This window comes from Nonomuraea sp. NPDC049158, from assembly GCF_040648335.1.
Lineage (GTDB): Bacteria > Actinomycetota > Actinomycetes > Streptosporangiales > Streptosporangiaceae > Nonomuraea.
Genome location: NZ_JBEZDM010000009.1, coordinates 158,225 through 176,946 on the forward strand (window position 1 = coordinate 158,225; position 18,722 = coordinate 176,946).

Annotated in this window: 14 protein-coding genes; 8 read left to right on the forward strand and 6 right to left on the reverse strand. The window is 68.5% G+C overall.

The annotated features are described in order from the left end of the window. Genes nuoL through AB0B61_RS21395 form a run of 4 tightly spaced genes read left to right on the forward strand, consistent with a single transcriptional unit; the run spans position 1 to position 6,014 of the window. The gene (nuoL, locus tag AB0B61_RS21380) at positions 1-1,872 is read left to right on the forward strand and encodes an NADH-quinone oxidoreductase subunit L (protein ID WP_358434789.1); all 1,872 of its coding nucleotides are present in this window, start codon (positions 1-3) and stop codon (positions 1,870-1,872) included. Then, positions 1,872-3,431: an NADH-quinone oxidoreductase subunit M gene (locus AB0B61_RS21385; RefSeq protein WP_358434294.1), complete on the forward strand. Its 1,560-nt coding sequence runs from the start codon at positions 1,872-1,874 to the stop codon at positions 3,429-3,431. Before nuoL ends, AB0B61_RS21385 begins: the two co-directional genes overlap by 1 nt. Beyond that, positions 3,428-5,014: an NADH-quinone oxidoreductase subunit NuoN gene (gene nuoN / locus AB0B61_RS21390; RefSeq protein ID WP_358434297.1), complete on the forward strand. Its 1,587-nt coding sequence runs from the start codon at positions 3,428-3,430 to the stop codon at positions 5,012-5,014. Before AB0B61_RS21385 ends, nuoN begins: the two co-directional genes overlap by 4 nt. Positions 5,015-5,024: 10 nt before the next feature. After that, positions 5,025-6,014, forward strand: coding sequence for a polyprenyl synthetase family protein (locus tag AB0B61_RS21395; protein ID WP_358434300.1), 990 nt, complete (start codon positions 5,025-5,027; stop codon positions 6,012-6,014). Here the strand turns inward: AB0B61_RS21395 and rarD are convergent. The 4 genes from rarD to AB0B61_RS21415 all read right to left on the reverse strand — a co-directional run bounded on the left by rarD (position 5,982) and on the right by AB0B61_RS21415 (position 8,595). Further along, complete coding sequence (rarD, locus tag AB0B61_RS21400) at positions 5,982-6,908, reverse strand: EamA family transporter RarD (RefSeq protein WP_358434303.1); 927 nt, start codon at positions 6,906-6,908, stop codon at positions 5,982-5,984. The genes AB0B61_RS21395 and rarD overlap by 33 nt on opposite strands. 122 nt (positions 6,909-7,030) lie before the next feature. Next, on the reverse strand, positions 7,031-7,483 hold the full coding sequence (locus AB0B61_RS21405; protein ID WP_358434306.1) for a DUF1801 domain-containing protein: 453 nt from the start codon (positions 7,481-7,483) through the stop codon (positions 7,031-7,033). An 85-nt stretch (positions 7,484-7,568) separates the two neighbouring features. Next, positions 7,569-8,180 carry a glyoxalase gene (locus AB0B61_RS21410; protein ID WP_358434309.1) on the reverse strand — a complete coding sequence of 204 codons (612 nt, stop codon included), beginning with the start codon at positions 8,178-8,180 and terminating at the stop codon, positions 7,569-7,571. Between the two features lie 58 nt (positions 8,181-8,238). Then, on the reverse strand, positions 8,239-8,595 hold the full coding sequence (locus AB0B61_RS21415; RefSeq protein WP_358434312.1) for a VOC family protein: 357 nt from the start codon (positions 8,593-8,595) through the stop codon (positions 8,239-8,241). Between the two features lie 183 nt (positions 8,596-8,778). Here AB0B61_RS21415 and AB0B61_RS21420 point away from each other — a divergent pair, with 183 nt between their 5' ends. Next, on the forward strand, positions 8,779-11,577 hold the full coding sequence (locus AB0B61_RS21420) for a LuxR C-terminal-related transcriptional regulator (RefSeq protein ID WP_358434315.1): 2,799 nt from the start codon (positions 8,779-8,781) through the stop codon (positions 11,575-11,577). Positions 11,578-11,610: 33 nt separating this feature from the next. On the opposite strand, the gene msrA is transcribed toward AB0B61_RS21420, so the two are convergent. Further along, complete coding sequence (gene msrA / locus AB0B61_RS21425) at positions 11,611-12,123, reverse strand: peptide-methionine (S)-S-oxide reductase MsrA (protein WP_357954715.1); 513 nt, start codon at positions 12,121-12,123, stop codon at positions 11,611-11,613. Between the two features lie 352 nt (positions 12,124-12,475). On the opposite strand from msrA, the gene AB0B61_RS21430 reads away from it, so the two are divergent. Next, complete coding sequence (locus AB0B61_RS21430) at positions 12,476-13,768, forward strand: cytochrome P450 (protein ID WP_358434317.1); 1,293 nt, start codon at positions 12,476-12,478, stop codon at positions 13,766-13,768. Here AB0B61_RS21430 and AB0B61_RS21435 read toward each other — a convergent pair. Then, positions 13,698-16,649, reverse strand: coding sequence for a BTAD domain-containing putative transcriptional regulator (locus AB0B61_RS21435; protein ID WP_358434320.1), 2,952 nt, complete (start codon positions 16,647-16,649; stop codon positions 13,698-13,700). The two genes, AB0B61_RS21430 and AB0B61_RS21435, sit on opposite strands and share 71 nt — an antisense overlap. Before the next feature lie 198 nt (positions 16,650-16,847). On the opposite strand from AB0B61_RS21435, the gene AB0B61_RS21440 reads away from it, so the two are divergent. Together AB0B61_RS21440 and AB0B61_RS21445 are read left to right on the forward strand one after the other, a co-directional pair. Continuing rightward, positions 16,848-17,369: an RNA polymerase sigma factor gene (locus AB0B61_RS21440; RefSeq protein ID WP_358434323.1), complete on the forward strand. Its 522-nt coding sequence runs from the start codon at positions 16,848-16,850 to the stop codon at positions 17,367-17,369. Further along, the gene (locus tag AB0B61_RS21445) at positions 17,366-18,391 is read left to right on the forward strand and encodes a CU044_5270 family protein (protein ID WP_358434325.1); all 1,026 of its coding nucleotides are present in this window, start codon (positions 17,366-17,368) and stop codon (positions 18,389-18,391) included. Before AB0B61_RS21440 ends, AB0B61_RS21445 begins: the two co-directional genes overlap by 4 nt. The last annotated feature ends 331 nt before the right edge of the window (positions 18,392-18,722 follow it).

Below are 18,722 nucleotides of genomic sequence, written 5' to 3' on the forward strand. Positions count from 1 at the left end.
ATGATCGGGGCCTCTTGGCTGATGATCGCCTTCCCGTTGCTGGGTGCGGCGATCCTGCTGATCCTCGGACGCATGACGAACCGGTGGGGCCATCTGCTGGGCGTGGCCATGTCCCTCGCCTCGTTCGTCGTGGCGGTGCTGACCTTCTTCGAGCTCATCGGACTACCGGAAGAACAGCGCCGTCAGGCCGTACATCTGTATGAGTTCATTCCCGGCATGGTCGACATGGGGTTGCTGATCGACCCGTTGTCGATCAGCTTCGCGCTGCTGATCACGGGTGTCGGATCGCTGATCCACATCTACTCGATCGGCTACATGTCGCACGACGCCGAGCGGCGCCGGTTCTTCTCCTACCTGAACCTCTTCGTCGCCGCGATGCTCCTGCTGGTGCTGGCCGACAACTACGTGGGGCTGTTCATCGGCTGGGAGGGCGTGGGCCTGGCCTCGTACCTGCTCATCGGGTTCTGGCAGTTCAAGCCGTCTGCGGCGGTCGCGGCCAAGAAGGCGTTCATCGTCAACCGCGTGGGTGACTTCGGGCTGCTGGTCGGGATGTTCATCATCCTGGCCACATTCCACACGCTGACCTTCAGCGAGCTGGGCAAGCAGATCGCCGAGCACCCGCCGTCCGGCGGCGCGGTCACCGCGATCGGCCTGCTGCTGCTCCTCGGCGCGTGCGGCAAGTCGGCACAGCTGCCGCTGCAGTCCTGGCTGCTCGACGCGATGGAGGGCCCGACTCCGGTCTCGGCCCTGATCCACGCGGCGACCATGGTCACCGCCGGTGTCTACCTGGTGGTCCGCTCCGGCGCGTTCTTCTTCCCGCCGGACTCGACCCAGGCGATCGCCGTCTCGGTCGTCGGCGCGGCCACGCTGCTGGCCGGTGCCATCATCGGTTGCGCGAAGGACGACATCAAGAAGGGCCTGGCCGGCTCGACGATGTCGCAGATCGGCTACATGATGCTCGGCGCGGGCCTCGGCCCGGCGGGCTACGCCTTCGCGATCGGGCACCTGATCACGCACGGCTTCTTCAAGGCCGACCTGTTCCTCGGCGCCGGCTCGGTCATGCACGGGATGAACGACGAAGTGAACATGCGGAAGTACGGCGGGCTGCGCAAGCACATGCCGATCACCTTCGCGACGTTCTTCATCGGCTACCTGGCGATCATCGGCTTCCCCCTGCTGTCCGGATATTTCACGAAGGACGGCATCATCGAGACCGCCGTTCACCACCAGCCGATCCTCGGCTGGCTGGCCGTGCTCGGTGCGGGCATCACCGGCTTCTACATGTCGCGGATGGTCTTCATGACCTTCTTCGGCGAGAAGCGCTGGGAGAAGGACGCGCACCCGCACGAGTCGCCCGCCGTGATGACGTGGCCGCTGATGATCCTGTCACTCGGCGCGCTCTTCCTGGGCGGCTACCTGATCCTCAGCAACAGGCTGTACGACTTCCTCAAGGTCGCCGTGGGTACCGCGGAAGTGCGGCCGAAGTTCGACTTCACCAGCACTGCCGGTCTGGTCACGCTGGCGCTGGTGGCCGTCGGGGCGGGCTTCGCCTGGGTCAGGTACGGCAGGGCCGAGGTGCCCGCCGTGGCGCCGCGCGGCTCCTTCCTCACCACGTTCGCCCGTCGTGACCTCTACGGCGACGCGCTCAACGAGTCCCTGTTCATGCGCCCCGGCCAGTGGCTGACCCGCTTCGCGGTGTACTTCGACAACCGCGGCATCGACGGGCTGGTCAACGGCCTGGCGGCGGGCATCGGCGGGACCTCGGGGCGTCTCAGGCGGATCCAGACGGGCTTCGCCAGATCCTACGCGCTGTCCATCCTGTTCGGTGCTGCCCTCCTGGCAGGCGCCCTGCTCCTCGTTGGGAACATCTGATGTCACCCTGGCTCCCGATACTCATGGCGGTGCCCGTCCTGGGCGCCATCGTGGTGGCCCTGCTTCCCAAGGGCAGTGACAAGCTGGCCAAACAGGCCACGCTGCTGGTGTCCCTGGTCGTGCTGGTGCTGACGCTCGTGATGGCGGTCCAGTTCAAGACGGGCGGCCCCAGGTTCCAGTTCCAGGCGGCCTACGACTGGATCCCGAGCTTCGGCGTGAAGTTCGGGGTCGGCGTCGACGGCATCGCGCTGGTGCTGATCGCGCTGTCGGCGGTGCTGGTGCCGATCGTGGTGCTCGCCTCCTGGCACGACGCCGACGGCACGCAGAGCGCCGACGGCACGCTGATCACCCCGAAGCGGTCGGTCAAGACGTACTTCTCGCTGCTGCTGGTGCTGGAAGCGATGATGATCGGCGTCTTCGCCTCGACCGACATCTTCCTGTTCTACGTCTTCTTCGAAGCCATGCTGATCCCGATGTACTTCATGATCGGGTCGTACGGCGGCGCGCAGCGGTCGTACGCGGCCGTCAAGTTCCTGCTGTACTCGCTGTTCGGCGGCCTGCTCATGCTGGTCGCGGTCATCGCGCTGTACATCGTCGCGGGCAAGAACACCTTCATGTTCCCCGAGCTCGTCGGCGCCATCCAGGACCCCGCGACGCAGAAGTGGCTGTTCGCCGGCTTCTTCATCGCCTTCGCGATCAAGGCGCCGCTCTGGCCGGTGCACACCTGGCTGCCCGACGCGGCCGCGCAGGCTCCGGCCGGCGCCGCCGTGCTGCTCGTGGGCGTGCTCGACAAGGTCGGTACGTTCGGCATGCTCCGCTTCTGCCTGGAGCTGTTCCCCGACGCGGCCAAGGCGTTCACGATGCCCATCGTGGTCCTCGCGGTCATCAGCATCATCTACGGCGCGATCGTGGCCATCGGGCAGACCGACATGAAGCGGCTCATCGCCTACACGTCGATCTCGCACTTCGGCTTCATCGTGATGGGCGTGTTCGCCATGTCGCAGGTGTCGCAGTCCGGCGCCGCGCTCTACATGGTCAACCACGGCTTCGCCACCGGCGCGCTGTTCCTGGCCGCCGGGTTCCTCATCGCCCGGCGCGGCTCGCCGCACATCGCCGACTACGGAGGCGTCCAGAAGGTCACCCCGCTGCTCGCGGGCTTCTTCCTGATCGCCGGTCTGGCCGGGCTCTCGCTGCCGGGGCTGTCGTCGTTCGTCAGCGAGTTCATGGTGATGATCGGCACCTACACCAGTCCCGCCTTCGGGTCCGGCGCGCTCGTGGTCGCGGCGATCGTCTCCGCGCTGGCCGTGATCCTGGCCGCCGTCTACATCCTGTGGATGGTGCAGCGGACGATCAACGGGCCGACCGCCGAGCCGGTGAAGGCCTTCAAGGACCTGAACGTGCGCGAGATCGTCGTCCTCGCGCCGCTCATCGCGCTGATCATCGGCTTCGGCTTCTTCCCCAAGCCGCTGCTCGACGTGATCAACCCCACGGTCACCCAGACGCTGGTCAACGTGAAAGTGGACAACCCGGCTATCGCTGAGAAGGGGGCCGGCCAGTGAACGACGCTGTCGTGGCGCCGACCATCGAATACGGCACGCTGGCGCCGATGCTGCTGGTCTTCGGCGCGGCCGTCGTCGGTGTGCTCGTAGAGGCGTTCGCGCCGCGCTACATGCGCAAGTCGATCCACGTACCCCTCACCCTGCTGTCCCTGGCCGGCGCGTTCGCGCTGGTCATCGTGCAGGTGGTCAAGGGCGCCGTGCCGACGGCGCCGGTCGCCATGGGCGCGGTCGCGGTCGACGGACCCTCGCTGTTCATCTGGGGCGTCATCCTCGTCCTGTCGTTCGTCTGCGTGCTGATGATCAACGACGAGGGCCACTTCGTCGCCTCGGCGGCGGCCGTGCCCGGCAGCGCCGACGAGGAGGAGGCCGAGGCCGCCGGTGGCTCGCACACCGAGGTCTACCCGCTGGTCCTGTTCGCGGTGGGCGGCATGCTGCTCTTCCCCGCCTCGCACGACCTGCTGACCATGTTCGTCGGCCTTGAGGTCATGTCGCTGCCGCTGTACCTGCTGTGCGGCCTGGCCCGCCGACGCCGCCTGCTGTCGCAGGAGGCGTCGATGAAGTACTTCCTGCTCGGCGCGTTCTCCTCGGCCTTCTTCCTGTACGGCACGGCCATGATCTACGGCTACGCCGGGACCGTGTCGTTCACCGGCATCAACAAGGCCCTGGCCACCGGCTCGCTGCTCGACCCGATCCTGCTGCTCGGAGTCTCGCTGCTCGGCGTCGGCCTGCTGTTCAAGATCGGCGCGGCGCCGTTCCAGGCGTGGAAGCCGGACGTCTACCAGGGCGCTCCGACGCCCATCACCGCGCTCATGGCCTCCGGCACGCTGGTCGCGGCCGTGGGCGCCTTGCTGCGGGTGTTCTGGGTGGCGCTGGGCAACCTGGACTGGGACTGGCGGCCGGTCATGTGGGCCGTCGCGGCCCTGACGATGGTGGTCGGCGCGATCCTGGCGATCACGCAGACCGACATCAAGCGCATGCTGGCCTACTCCTCGATCGCGCACGCGGGCTTCCTGCTGATCGGTGTCATGGCCACGTTCGACAAGAGCGCGCAGAACGCCAAGTCGCTGTCGGCGATCATGTTCTACCTGCTCGTCTACAGCATCACCACGGTCGGCGCCTTCGCGGTGGTCACGATGGTCCGCGACCCCGGCGGCGAGGCGGGCCACCTGTCGCGCTGGGCCGGGCTGGGCAAGCGCTCGCCGATCCTGGCGGGCATCTTCGCCTTCTTCCTGCTGGCCTTCGCCGGCATCCCGCTGACCAGCGGCTTCTTCGGCAAGTACGCCGTGTTCGCCGCCGCGCTGGCCAGCGGGTCCGAGGCCGGTGACTCGCTCGGGGGCTGGATGACCGGGCTGGTCGTGCTGGGCGTCATCGCCTCCGCGATCGCCGCGTTCTTCTACGTGCGCGTGATCGTCCTGATGTTCTTCAGCGACCCGGCGGCCGACGGCCCCTCGATCGCGGTGCCCAGTATGGGGACCGTGGCCGTCATCGCCATCTCGCTGCTGATTACGGTAGGAGTCGGGCTCTTCCCGCAGCCCATGCTCGACCTCGCCAACCAGGCTGCATCCGGCCTGTTCATCAGATAAGGGGATCTGTATGTCCGCGCCTCCCGTGGTTGACCTTCCCATTGAGGACGAACGGTTGGCGCAGGACGTGGCCAACGGACTGGCCGCCGTCGAGAAGCTGCTGCGTTCGTCGGTGGAGAGCGAGGACGCCTTCGTCACGGAGGCGTCCAAGCACCTCATCGAGGCCGGGGGCAAGCGCTTCCGTACGCTGATGGTGCTGCTGGCGGCCCAGTTCGGGGATCCGTCGGCGCCGGGTGTCGTGCCCGGCGCCGTGGTCATTGAGCTGACCCATCTCGGGTCGCTGTACCACGACGACGTCATGGACGAGGCTCCGGTACGCCGGGGCTCGCCGTCGGCCAACGCCCGGTGGGACAACACCGTGGCCATCCTCACCGGCGACTACCTGTTCGCCCAGGCGTCCGACCTCCTGGCCGACCTCGGGCCCGAGCTCATCCGCGTACAGGCCCAGACCTTCTCCCGCCTCGTCCAGGGTCAGATCCGCGAGACCATCGGGCCGCGCGGCGAAGAGGACCCGGTGGCGCACTACATCAGCGTGCTGGCGGACAAGACCGGGTCCCTGATCGCGGCCTCCGGCCGGTTCGGGGCACTGCTGTCCGGGGCGCCTTCCGACGTCGAGGAGCGGCTCAGCCGGGCGTGCGAGGCCGTCGGGGTGGCCTGGCAACTGGGGGACGACCTGCTCGATGTGGCGTCCACCTCGACGGAGTCGGGCAAGACGCCGGGGACGGATCTGCGGGAGGGCATCCGGACGCTGCCGGTCCTCTACGCGCTGGCCGCGGACCCGTCCTCGCGGCTGGCGGAGTTGCTGTCGGGGCCGGTGGCCGAGTCGGACCTGGACGAGGCGCTGACGCTGCTGCGGGCGCATCCGGCCATGGGACAGGCGCGGGCCGAGCTGGATGCCTGGGTGGATCGGGCTCGTACCGACATCTCCAACCTCCCAGACATCCCCGCCAAGAACGCATTTTTGGCGCTATGTGACTACGTTGTCGAGCGTTCTGGCTGATTTCCTGATCGCGGCCCGGGTAGCGCGGGCCGTACGGAAGCTGTCGTAGGTGAAGACGGCCAGGGCCAGCCACACGATCGAGAACCCGATCCAGCGGCTGGCCGGCATCGTCTCCTTCGCGACCAGCACCCCGCACAGGAACTGCAGGACCGGCGCGATGTACTGGAGCAGGCCGATCGTGCTGAGCGGCACCCGGATGGCGGCGGCGGTGAAGCACAGCAGCGGCACCGCCGTGATCACCCCCGCCCCGACCAGGAGCGCCGCATGGCCGAGCCCCTCGGTTCCGAACGTGGACTGCCCGGTCAGGCTGAGATAGAGGATGTAGCCCAGCGCGGGGGCGAGCAGCACCAAGGTCTCGACGGTGAGGCTCTCGGCCGCGCCCACGTTCGCCTGCTTCTTGACCAGCCCGTACAGACCGAAGCTGACGGCCAGCGCCAGCGCGATCCACGGCGGCCGGCCGTAGTCGATGGTCAGCACCAGCACGGCGAGCGTCCCGAACCCGACCGCCACCCACTGCAGCGGCCTGAGCCGCTCCTTGAGCAGCACGACCCCGAACAAGACGCTGATTAGCGGATTGATGAAGTACCCCAGGGCACTCTCGACCACCTGACCGGCGTTGACGGCGTAGATGTAGACGCCCCAGTTGACGGTGACGATCATGGCGGCCAGCGTCAGCAGCGCGAGCTTCCTGGGCTCCTTGAGCAACCCGCGTATCCAGGACCAGTGGCGCCGCACGGCCAGCACCACCAGGACCGCGACCAGTGACCAGGCCATGCGGTGCGCGAGGATCTCGACGGCTCCTGACGGCTTGAGCAGCGGCCAGTACAGGGGGAACAATCCCCACATCGTGTAGGCGGCAGCCCCGAACAGCACACCGCGCCTCAGGTCAGGCATGTACTCAAGTTTCGGGCATTACCACCTTTAAACACAAATGCGTATTGCTGTACGGCAATATGTAGTCCTCCTAAACGGTTGGCGGCCTTGTAGCATGCGCCAGGGAACGACGTGCGCGATCCTCAGCTCACTGCCTGCTTCACCAGCGTGCTGATCTGCGCCTCCACCTCGGCGGTCACCTCGGTCAGGGCGAAACCGGCGGCCCACATCGAGCCGTCGTCCAGGTTCGCCTGGTCGCTGAACCCGAGCGTCGCGTAGCGTGTCTTGAATTTCGCCGCGGACTGGAAGTGGCAGACGATTTTGCCGTCCAGCGCGTAGGCGGGCATGCCATACCAGAGCTTCGGCGCGAGGGCCGGGGCGCTGGCGGTGATGACGGTATGGATGCGTTCGGCCATGATCCGGTCCGATTCCCGCATCTCGGCGATCTTGGCGAGTACGTCCCGTTGCTCCTGCGCTGCCTTGTCCGCACGTGAGCTGCGGCGCACCGCCCTCTTCTGCTCTTGGGCGTGCTCCTTCATCGCGGCCCGCTCCTCAGCCGTGAATCCTTGGTAGACGCTGCTTTCAGTGCTGCTCATGGCGAATCTCCTCCTTGAGGATCTTGATTTCGGAATGTTGAGAAGGGCCGCACGGTCCTGCTGCTGAGATGCCCCGCCGCGTGTCTCAGGCGGATGCCGTCTCCCATACGAACCCGTCAGGGTCGGTGAAGGGCCCGGCATCGCTGCCGATCACGATCCGGTGTGATCCGGTGCCCTCCTGGAGGACGCCGGTGTCCTTGGCGAGGGCGCGGCGCGGGTAGAGCGCCAGCGTGGCGGCCGATGACGGGGTGTCGAACTCGACGTACTTGCCGCCGAAGCTCTTCGCCACAGTCAGGCCGCGCTCGACGTAGAACCGCTTGCTCGCCTTGACGTCCGCGACTCCTAACAGGAGGGCGACCTGGTCGATCTGCCGGGTGGCAGGGTCGGTGTCCTTCTTCTTCGAGGTCGCGATCTTGCAGATCGTCCCGTCAGGGGCGCGTACGACGCCGCCGTAGCCCCAGAATCCCTTCGTGGCCGGCTTCAGCGTCGTGGCGCCGGCGTCGAGGGCGGCGTTGAGAAGGGCATCGACGTTGCCCGGCTGGGAGACCACGATGGACAGCGCGAACCCACGGAAGCCGGTCGTCGGCGCATCCGAGGCGCGTACGTCCACGAAGGGCCCAAGCCCGAAGGCCTGATAGAAGGCGTCCGAGGCCGTGGGGTCGTGAACTTCCAGGGTGACGGATTCGAGGGAGGTCATGGCAGGTCCTTTGAGCGAGGTGGGTTTGTCGTGGCGTTGGCAGGGACGGGTCCGCTGCTCACCGGTCCTGGATCAGCCCGAGGACGTTGCCGTCGGGGTCGATGACGGTGGCCACGAGGCGGTCGCCGCCGACCTCGTGCGCGGCCTCCTTCACGGTAGCCCCCACGGCGATCACCTCGGCCAGCTTCGCCTCGATGTCCGGCACGTGCCAGTAGGCCACCGGCGAGGTCATGTCCTGCGGTCCACCGCCCGGGACCAGCCCGATGTGCTGGCCCTCGGCATCGAAGCCGACGTAGTAAGGCGAGTCGTGCTGCGGCGGGATGCCGAGCAGCGCCGCATACACCGCCTTGGCCTTGGCCAGGTCGGACACGGGGTGCAGCACGGTCCTGATTCCCCGGGTGGACGAGCCGATCATGGTCACTCCTGTAGTCGTGGGTCACATCGACCCGTTGTTTGCGGTGTTCCTAGCTTTTCTCCCGGCCTGGCTGGTCCACATCCGTGGTGACCACGGATCCCGGCCACGGATTGACGGCACGGATTGACGGCACGGATCGCGCACGGTGGCCACTGCGGATAGGGGATGCGGCAAACTGGGGCGGTGGTAACAGAAGTGGACATCTCGCCGCGGGAAGCCGAGGTGCTGCGACTGGTCGGGGCCCATCTCAGCAATGCCGAGATCGCGGCGCGGCTGGTCATCTCGGTGCGTACCGTCGAGAGCCACGTTTCCTCGCTGCTACGCAAGCTGGGGGTGCCGGATCGGCGGGCGCTCGCCCAGCGTGCGCCCGAGCCGGCCGGCGCTGCCCTGTCGCGGTCGGCAGCGGTTCTGCCCGCCCCGCTGACCTCGTTCGTCGGCCGGGTGGGTGAGCGGGCCGAGCTGGCCGAGATGATCAAGGCACACCGTCAGCTGACCGCGGTCGGTCCCGGCGGAGTGGGCAAGACCCGGCTCGCGTTGGAGGTGGCCGCGGAAGTAGCCGGCGAGTACTTCGACGGGGTGTGGTTCGCCGACCTGGTCCCGGTCACCGATCCGGGCATGATCGCCACTGCGGTCGCCGGGGCGCTCGGCCTCGGCGAGCAGCCTGGACGCGACATGACCGACTCCGTGGTCGCCGCGCTGGCCGACCGTCATGCGCTGTTGGTGCTGGACAACTGCGAGCAAGTGGTGAACGGGGTGGCACTGCTTCTCGAGCGGCTGCTGGCGACGTGCCCTCGGGTGACGGTGCTGGTGACCAGCCGGGCACGGCTGATGGTGCCGTTCGAACGGGTGTATGAGGTTCCGCCACTGTCGCTGTCCGGCGACGGTGAGTCGGACGCGGTCGCGTTGTTCATGGAGCGGGCGGCGGCGGTCGGCCGGCCGCTCGATCCTCCACTGCGCGACCAGATCGCCGCGATCTGCGAGCGGCTGGAGGGAATGGCGCTGGCGATCGAGCTGGCCGCCGCCCGGTATCCCGCGCTCGGGCTGGACGGCATCACCGCCGCCCTTTCCCATCCGCTGCGGATGCTGACCGGCGGCTCTCGTGCCGATCAGCGGCACCGGTCGGTGCGGGCGGCGCTGGACTGGAGCCACGCCCTGCTGGAGCCGGCCGATCGGGCGCTGCTGCGCCGGGTGTCGGTGTTCGTGGCGCCGTTCACCGCGGCTGCGGCGGCGGAGGTGGCCGGGTCCGAGGAAGGCCTCGTCGCCGACGGACTGGCCCGGCTCGCCGAACAGAGCCTGCTGGTGGTGACCGCGTCGCCGGGCGGGACGGAGTACCGGGCGCTGGAGACCATCCGCCAGTACGGCACGGAGCGGCTCGCCGAGGCCGGTGAGCTGGTCGACGCCCGGTCCCGGCACCTTCGCTGGTGCCTGGCCAAGGCCGCCGGCCTGGCGGTGGTACGAGCGGACTGGCGGGCCCGGTTCGACCTGGTGGCCGACGACCTCCGCGCGGCCCTGGCGTGGGCGGCCGACCGGCCGGAGCTGCGTACGGACGCCCGCGATCTTGCCCAGCACCTGGCGGAGCTGACCTTCACCCGTCACCTGACCGGAGAGTCCCAGCGGCGCTATGAGCAGGCGGCCGCGCTCGCGACCGATCCCGCCGCCGACGCGTCGATGCTTCGGCAGGCCGCGGCCGTGGCCGGCTGCCGGACCATCGGTGATGACATGTACCGCCTCCGCCGCGCGGCCGCGGAGGCCGCCCGCAGCTCCGGTGACGGCGCCGGCGCCGCCGCCGACCTGGCGACCGCCGCCATTATCGCGTTCCGGTTCTCGACCACGTTCGTGCGGCTGCCGCCCCGAGAGGAGGTGCTCGCGCTGATGACCGAGGCGCGGGAGCTGGCCGGCGACGATCCGGCCGCGCAGGCCGCAGTGGCGCTGGCTGAGGCCGCGGTGCTCACCGACGCGTTCGGTGCGGCCCAGGGCCCGCCCGGCAACGCCGTACCGGAGACGATCGCGCGCGCCGAGCACGCGGTCGAGCTCGCCCGCCGGACCGGTGACCCGCTCGCCGAGTCGGCCGCACTCGACGCGCTCACCGGCGCTCAGAGCTGGGCCGGCGACACGTTCGCCACCGCGGCCACGGCCCGGCGCCGGATCACGTTCCTGTCATCCCTGCCGATCTCGCCGGCCGGCACCCACGAGCTGATCGACGCGCTCGGTATGGTCACCGAGGCCTGCCTCGGCGCGGGGGACGTGTCAGGTGCCCGCCGATGGGCACGCCGGCTGGCCGACCATCCATCGCTGGCGGAGGTCGGTCACCGTGCTACGTGCCGGCTGCTGATGGTTGACGCGCTGGCAGGAAACGTCGACGAGGTGCTCACCGGCAGCGTCCGGTTCCTCGACGCGTGGCGGCGGGCAGACCGCCCCGCCCGCTCGCTCCTCCGCCCGGCGGTGGCCGCTGTGGCGATGATCCACGGCCTCCGCGATGACCATGACGCCCGGCGCGAATGGCAGCAGGTCCTGGATCAGCTCGGCACCTCAACAGGGCATACTTACGGCTACGGGGCGGTCTTCGACGCGATACTCCTGCTGCACCGCGGGCAGGCACCGGAGGCGCTGGAGCGGCTGACCCTCGAGCCCAGGCAGGTGTGGAAGTGGGTCACCTGGATCTGGCACCACTGGTATGTCGCGCTGCGCACCGAGGCCGCCGTGCTCGCCGGGAGCCCCGACGCCCGCGACCGTCTGGCCAAGGCCCGAACGATCGTGGTCGGCAACCCGGTCGCCACAGCCCTTGTGGAGCGAGCCGGAGCCCTCCTCGGCGGCGACCAAGAGGCGCTGCTCGCCACGACGGATGCGTTTGACGCCGCCGGCTGCCGCTACCAGTCCGCACGGACCATGGTGCTCGCCGGCGGCGACCATGCCGAGCGCGGCGCGGCCGCGCTGGCCGATCTCGGCTTCGCCCCGATCGCCCTGGTACGGCACCCACGATGACCTCAGAGCGGTACGGGGTTGAGGAACGAGCGGTCAGCCCTCCGTGCGGGCGGGCAGCCGCCATCCCGGACGCGGGAAGTGGCAGGTGTAGCCGTTCGGGTAATGCTGCAGGTAGTCCTGGTGCTCGGGCTCGGCCTCCCAGAAGGGGCCGACCGGCTCCACCTCGGTGACGACCTTGCCCGGCCAGAGTCCGGAGGCGTCCACATCGGCGATCGTGTCCTCGGCGATCCGCTTCTGCTCGTCGTCCACGTAGTAGATCGCCGAACGATAGCTGAGACCGATGTCGTTGCCCTGGCGATTCTTGGTGCTCGGGTCGTGGATCTGGAAGAAGAACTCCAGGATCGCGCGGTAATCGGTCGTCTCGGGATCGAAAAGGATTTCAATGGCCTCCGCGTGCGTCCCGTGGTTACGGTACGTCGCGTTCGGCACGTCACCCCCGGTGTATCCGACCCGGGTCGCCGTCACACCCGGAAGGCGGCGGATCAGCTCCTCCATCCCCCAGAAGCATCCGCCCGCCAACACGGCCCTCTGCGTCTGCGTAGCCATTACGGGCCCTCCAAGATCTCTCGGCTTGGTCGCTCGGGCTGCTCGGCTCGTCCACCACCGGCATCCCATGCCCGCTCTCCTCAACGCGCGAGGCTCCCAGGCGATTCCGCGCCCGCGCGGCCACAAGCCACGGACCCCGAGTACACAACCTTCGGACCGCAGTCCGGGCAGGCGGTTTTCCTGCGGAGATCATGCGCCCGGTGATCGAGCATGGTCAGTGACGTCAGTCGCTCTACGGAGGTTAGGCATGAAGCACGTTCGTCACGCAGCCGTCCGCGTCCTGGGCCGGGTCCGCATGGGAGGCATGTACACCTACTGGAACTTCTGGAACTAACGATCCGAGGGCCGACGCGTGACGCATGCAGCTGGGCCGGAGCGGCCGCCCGGGCCCCGCGGGCACTGGTTGTTCGGTAACACCGAGGAGTACGACCGGGACAGGAATGGCTTTCTGGAACGGTGTCACCGTGAATACGGGGACGTGTTCTCGTTCGACGCCCGCACCATCGTGGTGTCCTCACCGGATCAGGTGCATGCGTTACTCACCAGGACCAACAGCGACTTCCTTGCCGAGAGTTCGCCGTTGGCGGGAAGCGTGGACACGGAGCGGATGGCGGCCGACGCCGAGCTGTGGACCACGACCCGTCGTGCGGGCTGGCAGGGTTTGCACAGGAGAGTGGCGCAGGCGCACGCCGAGCGGCTGCGCGAGATCTTCCTCAAGACCGTCGGTGACGGGGAGATCGACGTGCTCGCCACGATGGCCGATTTCTTCGGCCGGGCGACCGCCGACTTCTGCCTGGGCGCCGACGCGGAAGGCGTACCGGAGACGTTGGCCGAGAACGTCGCGGCCCTCGATCCGCTGTCGCGTGACTCGCTGCAGCTCCCGCCGTGGTGGCCATCGCGCAAGGTACGGCGCTTCGCCCGCTCCCGCAAGCGGCTCCTGGCGCTCATGACCGACATCGTGCGCCGCCGCCTGGCCGGAGACTCGTCCGCTCAGGATCTCCTCAGCGTGCTGATCGCCTCGGGCGACGGGCGGCTGTCCGACCTGCAGATCGAGCGGTTCCTGCGCGGGATCATGCTGGCCGCGCTCGGCGTCCCGGCCGCCGCGCTCACCTGGATCGTGTACGAGCTCGGCAGGCGGCCGGACATGCTGGCCCGGCTGGAGGCCGAGGCCGCTTCGGCCGGCGACGTCCCGGTCATGGGGGATCTGCCGTACACCGAGGCGTTCGTCAAGGAAGTGCTCAGGCTGTGGCCGCCGACCTGGCTGATCGGCAGGACCGTACGCCGGGAGACCGAGCTCGACGGGTGGTCTCTCAAGACGGGGGATCAGGTGCTGTTCAGCCTGTACCGGCTGCATCGCGATCCACGCTGGTGGGCCGACCCGGACCAGCTGATGCCGGAACGGTGGCTGGATCCTCGTGCCGCGCCCGTCAGGCACACCTACCTGCCCTTCGGCGCCGGGCCAAGGGTGTGCGTGGGGACTCAGCTCGGCATGATGCAGCTGACGTTGGCGACGTTCTGGCTGGTCACCGGCATGAACATGACTCGGCCGGAGGAGACGGCGATCGTGCCCGATTTCAGCGGTCTGCTGGTGCCGCGGGACCTGAGGGTCCGGCTGCGGCGGAAGGCCGCTCGGCAAGACGCCTGATCTTCTCCTGAACGCTCTCGGCTTCGGCCGCGCGATGTTGCTTGTGATAGAGATCGAGCGCTCGCTGCCAGGCATCGCGGGCGGCGGTGGGCCGGCCCGTTTCGTGCTGGACATCGCCGATGCGGACGAGGGTGTCGGCGCCTTGGTAGGCGTTGCCGAGCCGGTCGCGTAGTTCGAGGCAGCGGCCGTAGTAGCCGAGCGCCTGATCGTGTTGCCCCGCCCAATGGGCGATGTAGCCGAGGCTGTCGAGTGTGGCGGATTCGCCGTTCAAGTCCTCATACTTCTGGAACAGCTCCAGAGCCTGCTCGCAGGACGATCGCGCCTGCGGGTAATGGCCGAGTTTGGCGTGGCACCAGCCGACGGCGCTGAGTGCGTTGGCCTCCCAGAGGGGGTCTCGGAGCTCCCGCTGGAGGCGCAGGGCGTTCTCCACGTGAGGGAGGGCGTGCTCGGGTTCGCCTCGCGCGAGCCAGGCGAACCCGAGGGTGTGGCTGGTGTGCGCCTGACCGGCGAGGTCGTCCTCCTGCTCGAACAGCTTGAACGCGAGCATCAGATGTTCCAGGCCGTCGTCGGCCCGGTGGGCCTGCGCGTAGGTGTATCCCAGATACCAATGGGCGAAGGCCCGGGTGCTCGAGACTCCCAGCCGCTCGACGGCGGCCAAGGCCGTCTGCCAGGACTCGATGCGCATCTCGTGCTGGCACCGCTTGTGGTAGGTGTCCATCGCCCAGGCCAGCCGCCAGACGGCCGCGTCCATGCCCAACCTCACGGCGAGCTGCTGTACGGCGATGAGGCTGGACTGCTCGTCCTCGAACCAGGCCCAGGCCGCCGCGGCGTCCCCGAATGCGTCCGGCGAGTGCTCGGGGGAGATCCGCGAGGCGAATGGACGGTTGGGATACAGCAGCCGGTCGCCGGCGCACGCGGTGTGCACGTAGGAGTCGACCAGGCGGGTGAGCGCCTCCGTCCGCTCGTGATCAGGCCGATCGGACCGCGCGCGTTCGGCGGCGTAGAGGCGGACCAGATCATGCGTACGGTACCGCCCGGGACGGTGCTGATGGATCAGGTTGGCGGCTTCGAGGTCGTGCAGCAACACCCTGGTGCGCGAGGTGGGCAGGCCGGCCACCGCGGCGGCCGATCGCAGGCCGATGTCCGGCCACGGCGCCAGGCCCAGAAGCGCGAACAGCCGGGCGGTGGCGGCGTCGAGGGCCTCGTACGAGGCGGTGAACGCGGCCCGGAGGTCGGTGTTCAGGTCGCCGGTGTGCAGGGCGTCGAGGCGGGTGGCAGGGCTGCTCAGCTCCTCGGCGAGGACCGAGAGGGGAAAGTGGGGGTGCATGGCGGCGCGTGCGGTGAGCACGCTGATCGCCAGGGGGAGGCCGCCGCTGTGCTCCACGAGGACGGCCACGCTGTCAGGATCCGCGCCGATCCTCGATTCGCCCAGGTGGCGGCCGAGCAAGTGGCGCGTCTCGGCGCGCGTGAGGGCGTTCAGGCCGATCAGGCTCGCACCGCGGGTGGCGTTCAGGCCCGGGAGGTGGTTGCGGCTGGTGACCACTACGACGCATGCGGGGCTTCCGGGGAGCAGCGGCTCGACCTGTGCCACGTCGCGGGCGTTGTCCAGGACGACGAGCAGGCGGCGGCCCGCGACCAGCGACCGGTAGAGCCCAGCCTGGGCCTGCTCCCCGGCGGGGATGGCCGCCGCCGGGACACCGAGAGAACCGAGAAAATGGCGCAGCACCACATGAACCGGCAGAGGGCCGTTGCTCGGGTCGAATCCGTGGAGGTTGACATAGAGCTGGCCGTCGGGGAAGAGGCCGACGTTGTCGTGCGCCCAGTGCAGGGCCAGCGAGGTCTTCCCCATTCCCCCGGTGCCGCTGATGGCGGCGACGGCCATGCTGTTCTTGGTCGGGTCGCGGGTGAGGCGATCCAACTCGGCGCGTTCGCGTTCACGGCCGACGAAGTGCGGTGGCGGAGCGGGTAACTGCCGAGGGACCGGCGAGACCACCGGATGTGGCTGATGACGTGGCGGTTCCGGACTGATGTCCGAGGTTTCCGGCGCGGTGTCTTCGAGTGCGGTCTCTGAGGGTTCGAGTGCGGTGTCCGAGAGCTCGAGCGCGGTGTCCGAGGGCTCGAGTGCGGTGTCCGAGGTGAGGATCCGCTGGTGAAGCCGTTGCAACTCGCGTTCGGGCTCCAGCCCCAGCTCCCCGATGATCCGCTCCCGTAGCCTCCGGTAGACCGCCAGAGCGTCGGCCCGCCTGCCGCTGCGGTGCAGCGCGAGCATGAGCTGACCGTGTGCCGCCTCACGCAGGGGATGGTCCGCGATGACCGCGGTGAGCCCGGTCACGGCTTCGGCATACCTCCCCATCGCGAGCATGGCCGAGCTCCGCTCCTCCACCGCTTCCAACCGCAGCTCCTCGAGCCTGGCCGCTTCCGCCTGAACGAAGGAGCCGTCGACCCCCAACAGCGGTGCCCCGTGCCAAAGGCGCAACGCCTCGTCGTAGCAGCTCACTGCGGTCTCCAGGTCGCCTCCGGCCGCCGCCTTGCGGGCTTGCGCCACGCGGTCAAGGTATCTGGCCAGATCGAGCTGATCGGGCACCAGCCGCACGACGTACCCGGGCCGCTGCGTACGGATCAGATCGTCCCCCGCGGCGACGCACGTCTTCCTGAGGTCGGAGATCAGCATCCTGACCCGGGAGGAAGGGGAACTGGGCAGCGGCTCGCCCCACAGCGACTCCGCCAGCCGCTGGACTGACACCACGCGGTTGGCGCTCAACAGCAGGATCGTCAGCAACGCCCCCTGTTTGCCGGTCAGGACGACGCGTCCGGTCGCGGTCTGGAGCTCCACCGGCCCGAGCACACGGAACGCGGCCCGCGTACGACCTTCAGAACTCACCGACGACCTCCAGTTGAGCTGACGAACCGGACGGGCGGAACCTTCCCTCGATGTGTGGAAAACCGTCCAGGACATTTGTCAGGATATCGAGCCTTGATCACCCTTCCGTGGAGACGGAGGCCTCGCAGCGGAGAACGAGCTCAGCAGACGCCATCCCTCTGCGATGCCAACTCAAGATTTTCTGGAAGAATCGCACGCTTGCGGGCAAGCAAGGGTGTGATCACTGCTCCTGGCGTCTTCGAGGCCATCTTCGAAGCCCATTACGAGGAGATCTGGCGCTACATCGGCCGCAGGCTCGCCCTCGACGTAGCCGAGGACCTGGCGGCGGAGACGTTCCTCATCGCCTTCAGACAGCGCGACCGCTTCGACTCGGCCGTAGGCGAGGTCAGGCCGTGGCTGTACGGCATCGCCACCAACCTCATCGGCCGGCATCGGCGTGCCGAGGTGCGGAGGTACCGTGCCATAGCCCGGACGGGGCCGCCACCTGACGACGAAGGACACGATCAGCGGATCGTGGACTGGCTCACCGCGAAGGTCACAGTCGACCGGCTGGCGGGGGCGCTGGCGCGGCTGTCACAGGGTGAGCGCGACGTGGTGCTGCTCATCGCGTACGCCGGGCTGAGGTACGACGAGGTGGCGGCGGCGCTCGGAATCGCCTCGGGGACGGTCGCGTCCCGGTTGAGCAGGGCCAGGACCAAGCTTCGTGAGGGGTTGGGATGAACGAGTTCCAGGTCATCGACTCGCTGATGCCCGACGCGCCGACCCCATCGGCCGGCCAGCTGGCGGCGGCGCGGGCGCGGGTATTCGCAGCCGCACCGATTCCTCCTGCGTCCAGGGCACGGGTGCGCAGGAGGTCGTGGACGGGCATGGCGCTCGTGGCGGCGGCCGTGGCACTCGTGGTCGGCGCCGTGGCGGTTCTCGTACCTCGGCCTGCGGTGGAGCCTGTCGCGGTCACGCCCATGCAGAAGCTGGAAGCCGCGGCCGCCAAGCTGGCGGCGACACCGGAGGCGAAGGGTCGTTTCTGGCGACGTGACATCGAGGACGTCATGCGGACGAAGGACGAGTACAACTACAAGGCCGAGGTACGGGCCATACAGGTGGAGACACGGGCCATGGAGGTGCTCGCCTTCGGGCCCAACCGCGAGGTCTACGGCTGGCGCGAGCCGATGTCGTCGAAACCGTACACGGCCGAGAGCCTGAAGACGTGGCGACGGGACGGCTCGCCCAAGCTGTGCCCCGCGCGGGGGTGCGACAAGAACATGCCCGCATACGGCTCGGTGTACCTGGATCAGGGGCTGGAGCTCGCCGATGGGTTGAAGCCGACGATGACGGAACTGCGGGACCTCCCCAAAGAGCCAGCGGCGCTCAGGGCGCGGCTGCTGGCAAGTTACGACCCTCAGGGTGCCGATGAACGCGAGCCATGGCTCGCGGGGGCCGCCAGGCAGCTCATCAACTCACCGGCGACGCCCGGCACCAGGGCTGCCGCTTACCTTCTCCTGGCGAAGGCGCCGGGCTTCAAGGTGGTCGACGAGGTTCCCGGCACGTTCGGGCTCAACGGGCTGGCTCTCCAGTACCAGGGAGGTCAGCTGGTGATCGACCCCAGGACTGGACAGTTCCTCGGGACGCAAGGGCTGAGTCCCGAGGGCGTTGCGTGGGATGCCAGGATCATCAGGAAGGTGGGCTGGAGCGATGTGCGGCCGGTGGCGCCTCCCAAGTGTCGTGGCTGTACGGACCGGCTCTAGAACGCGCGCACCGGATGGGTTGCCTTTCGAAGTGATCGTCACACGTGGCTCAGGCCCGAAGAAGCCCAGCGAGGTTAGGAGCCTCCAGGTGCTAGATGCCTGGTCAGACGGCTAAGAGGCCGGCGATCAAATCCCGAGCCTAGAACCGTCTGGTCAGGATAAGCTCGATCGCTTATATCAGAATGTGTTCTGGCGTAAACCCAACGAGTGAGCACTAGCCATGCCGACGCAGTGACGTTTTCTGACTTGTCGAGGAATCCCCGAGCGGTCGCCGAGCGCGCGGCACGCCTGGGGCGCGTGCGTGTCACACATCGGGATGCTCCGGACTTCT

Excerpts from the sequence above, each read along its gene's own strand:
- nuoL (WP_358434789.1), top strand. The coding sequence starts at position 1 with ATGATCGGGGCCTCTTGGCTGATGATCGCCTTCCCGTTGCTGGGTGCG.
- AB0B61_RS21385 (WP_358434294.1), top strand. The coding sequence starts at position 1,872 with ATGTCACCCTGGCTCCCGATACTCATGGCGGTGCCCGTCCTGGGCGCC.
- AB0B61_RS21395 (WP_358434300.1), top strand. The coding sequence starts at position 5,025 with ATGTCCGCGCCTCCCGTGGTTGACCTTCCCATTGAGGACGAACGGTTG.
- rarD (WP_358434303.1), bottom strand. The coding sequence starts at position 6,908 with ATGCCTGACCTGAGGCGCGGTGTGCTGTTCGGGGCTGCCGCCTACACG.
- AB0B61_RS21405 (WP_358434306.1), bottom strand. The coding sequence starts at position 7,483 with ATGAGCAGCACTGAAAGCAGCGTCTACCAAGGATTCACGGCTGAGGAG.
- AB0B61_RS21410 (WP_358434309.1), bottom strand. The coding sequence starts at position 8,180 with ATGACCTCCCTCGAATCCGTCACCCTGGAAGTTCACGACCCCACGGCC.
- AB0B61_RS21415 (WP_358434312.1), bottom strand. The coding sequence starts at position 8,595 with ATGATCGGCTCGTCCACCCGGGGAATCAGGACCGTGCTGCACCCCGTG.
- msrA (WP_357954715.1), bottom strand. The coding sequence starts at position 12,123 with ATGGCTACGCAGACGCAGAGGGCCGTGTTGGCGGGCGGATGCTTCTGG.
- AB0B61_RS21445 (WP_358434325.1), top strand. The coding sequence starts at position 17,366 with ATGAACGAGTTCCAGGTCATCGACTCGCTGATGCCCGACGCGCCGACC.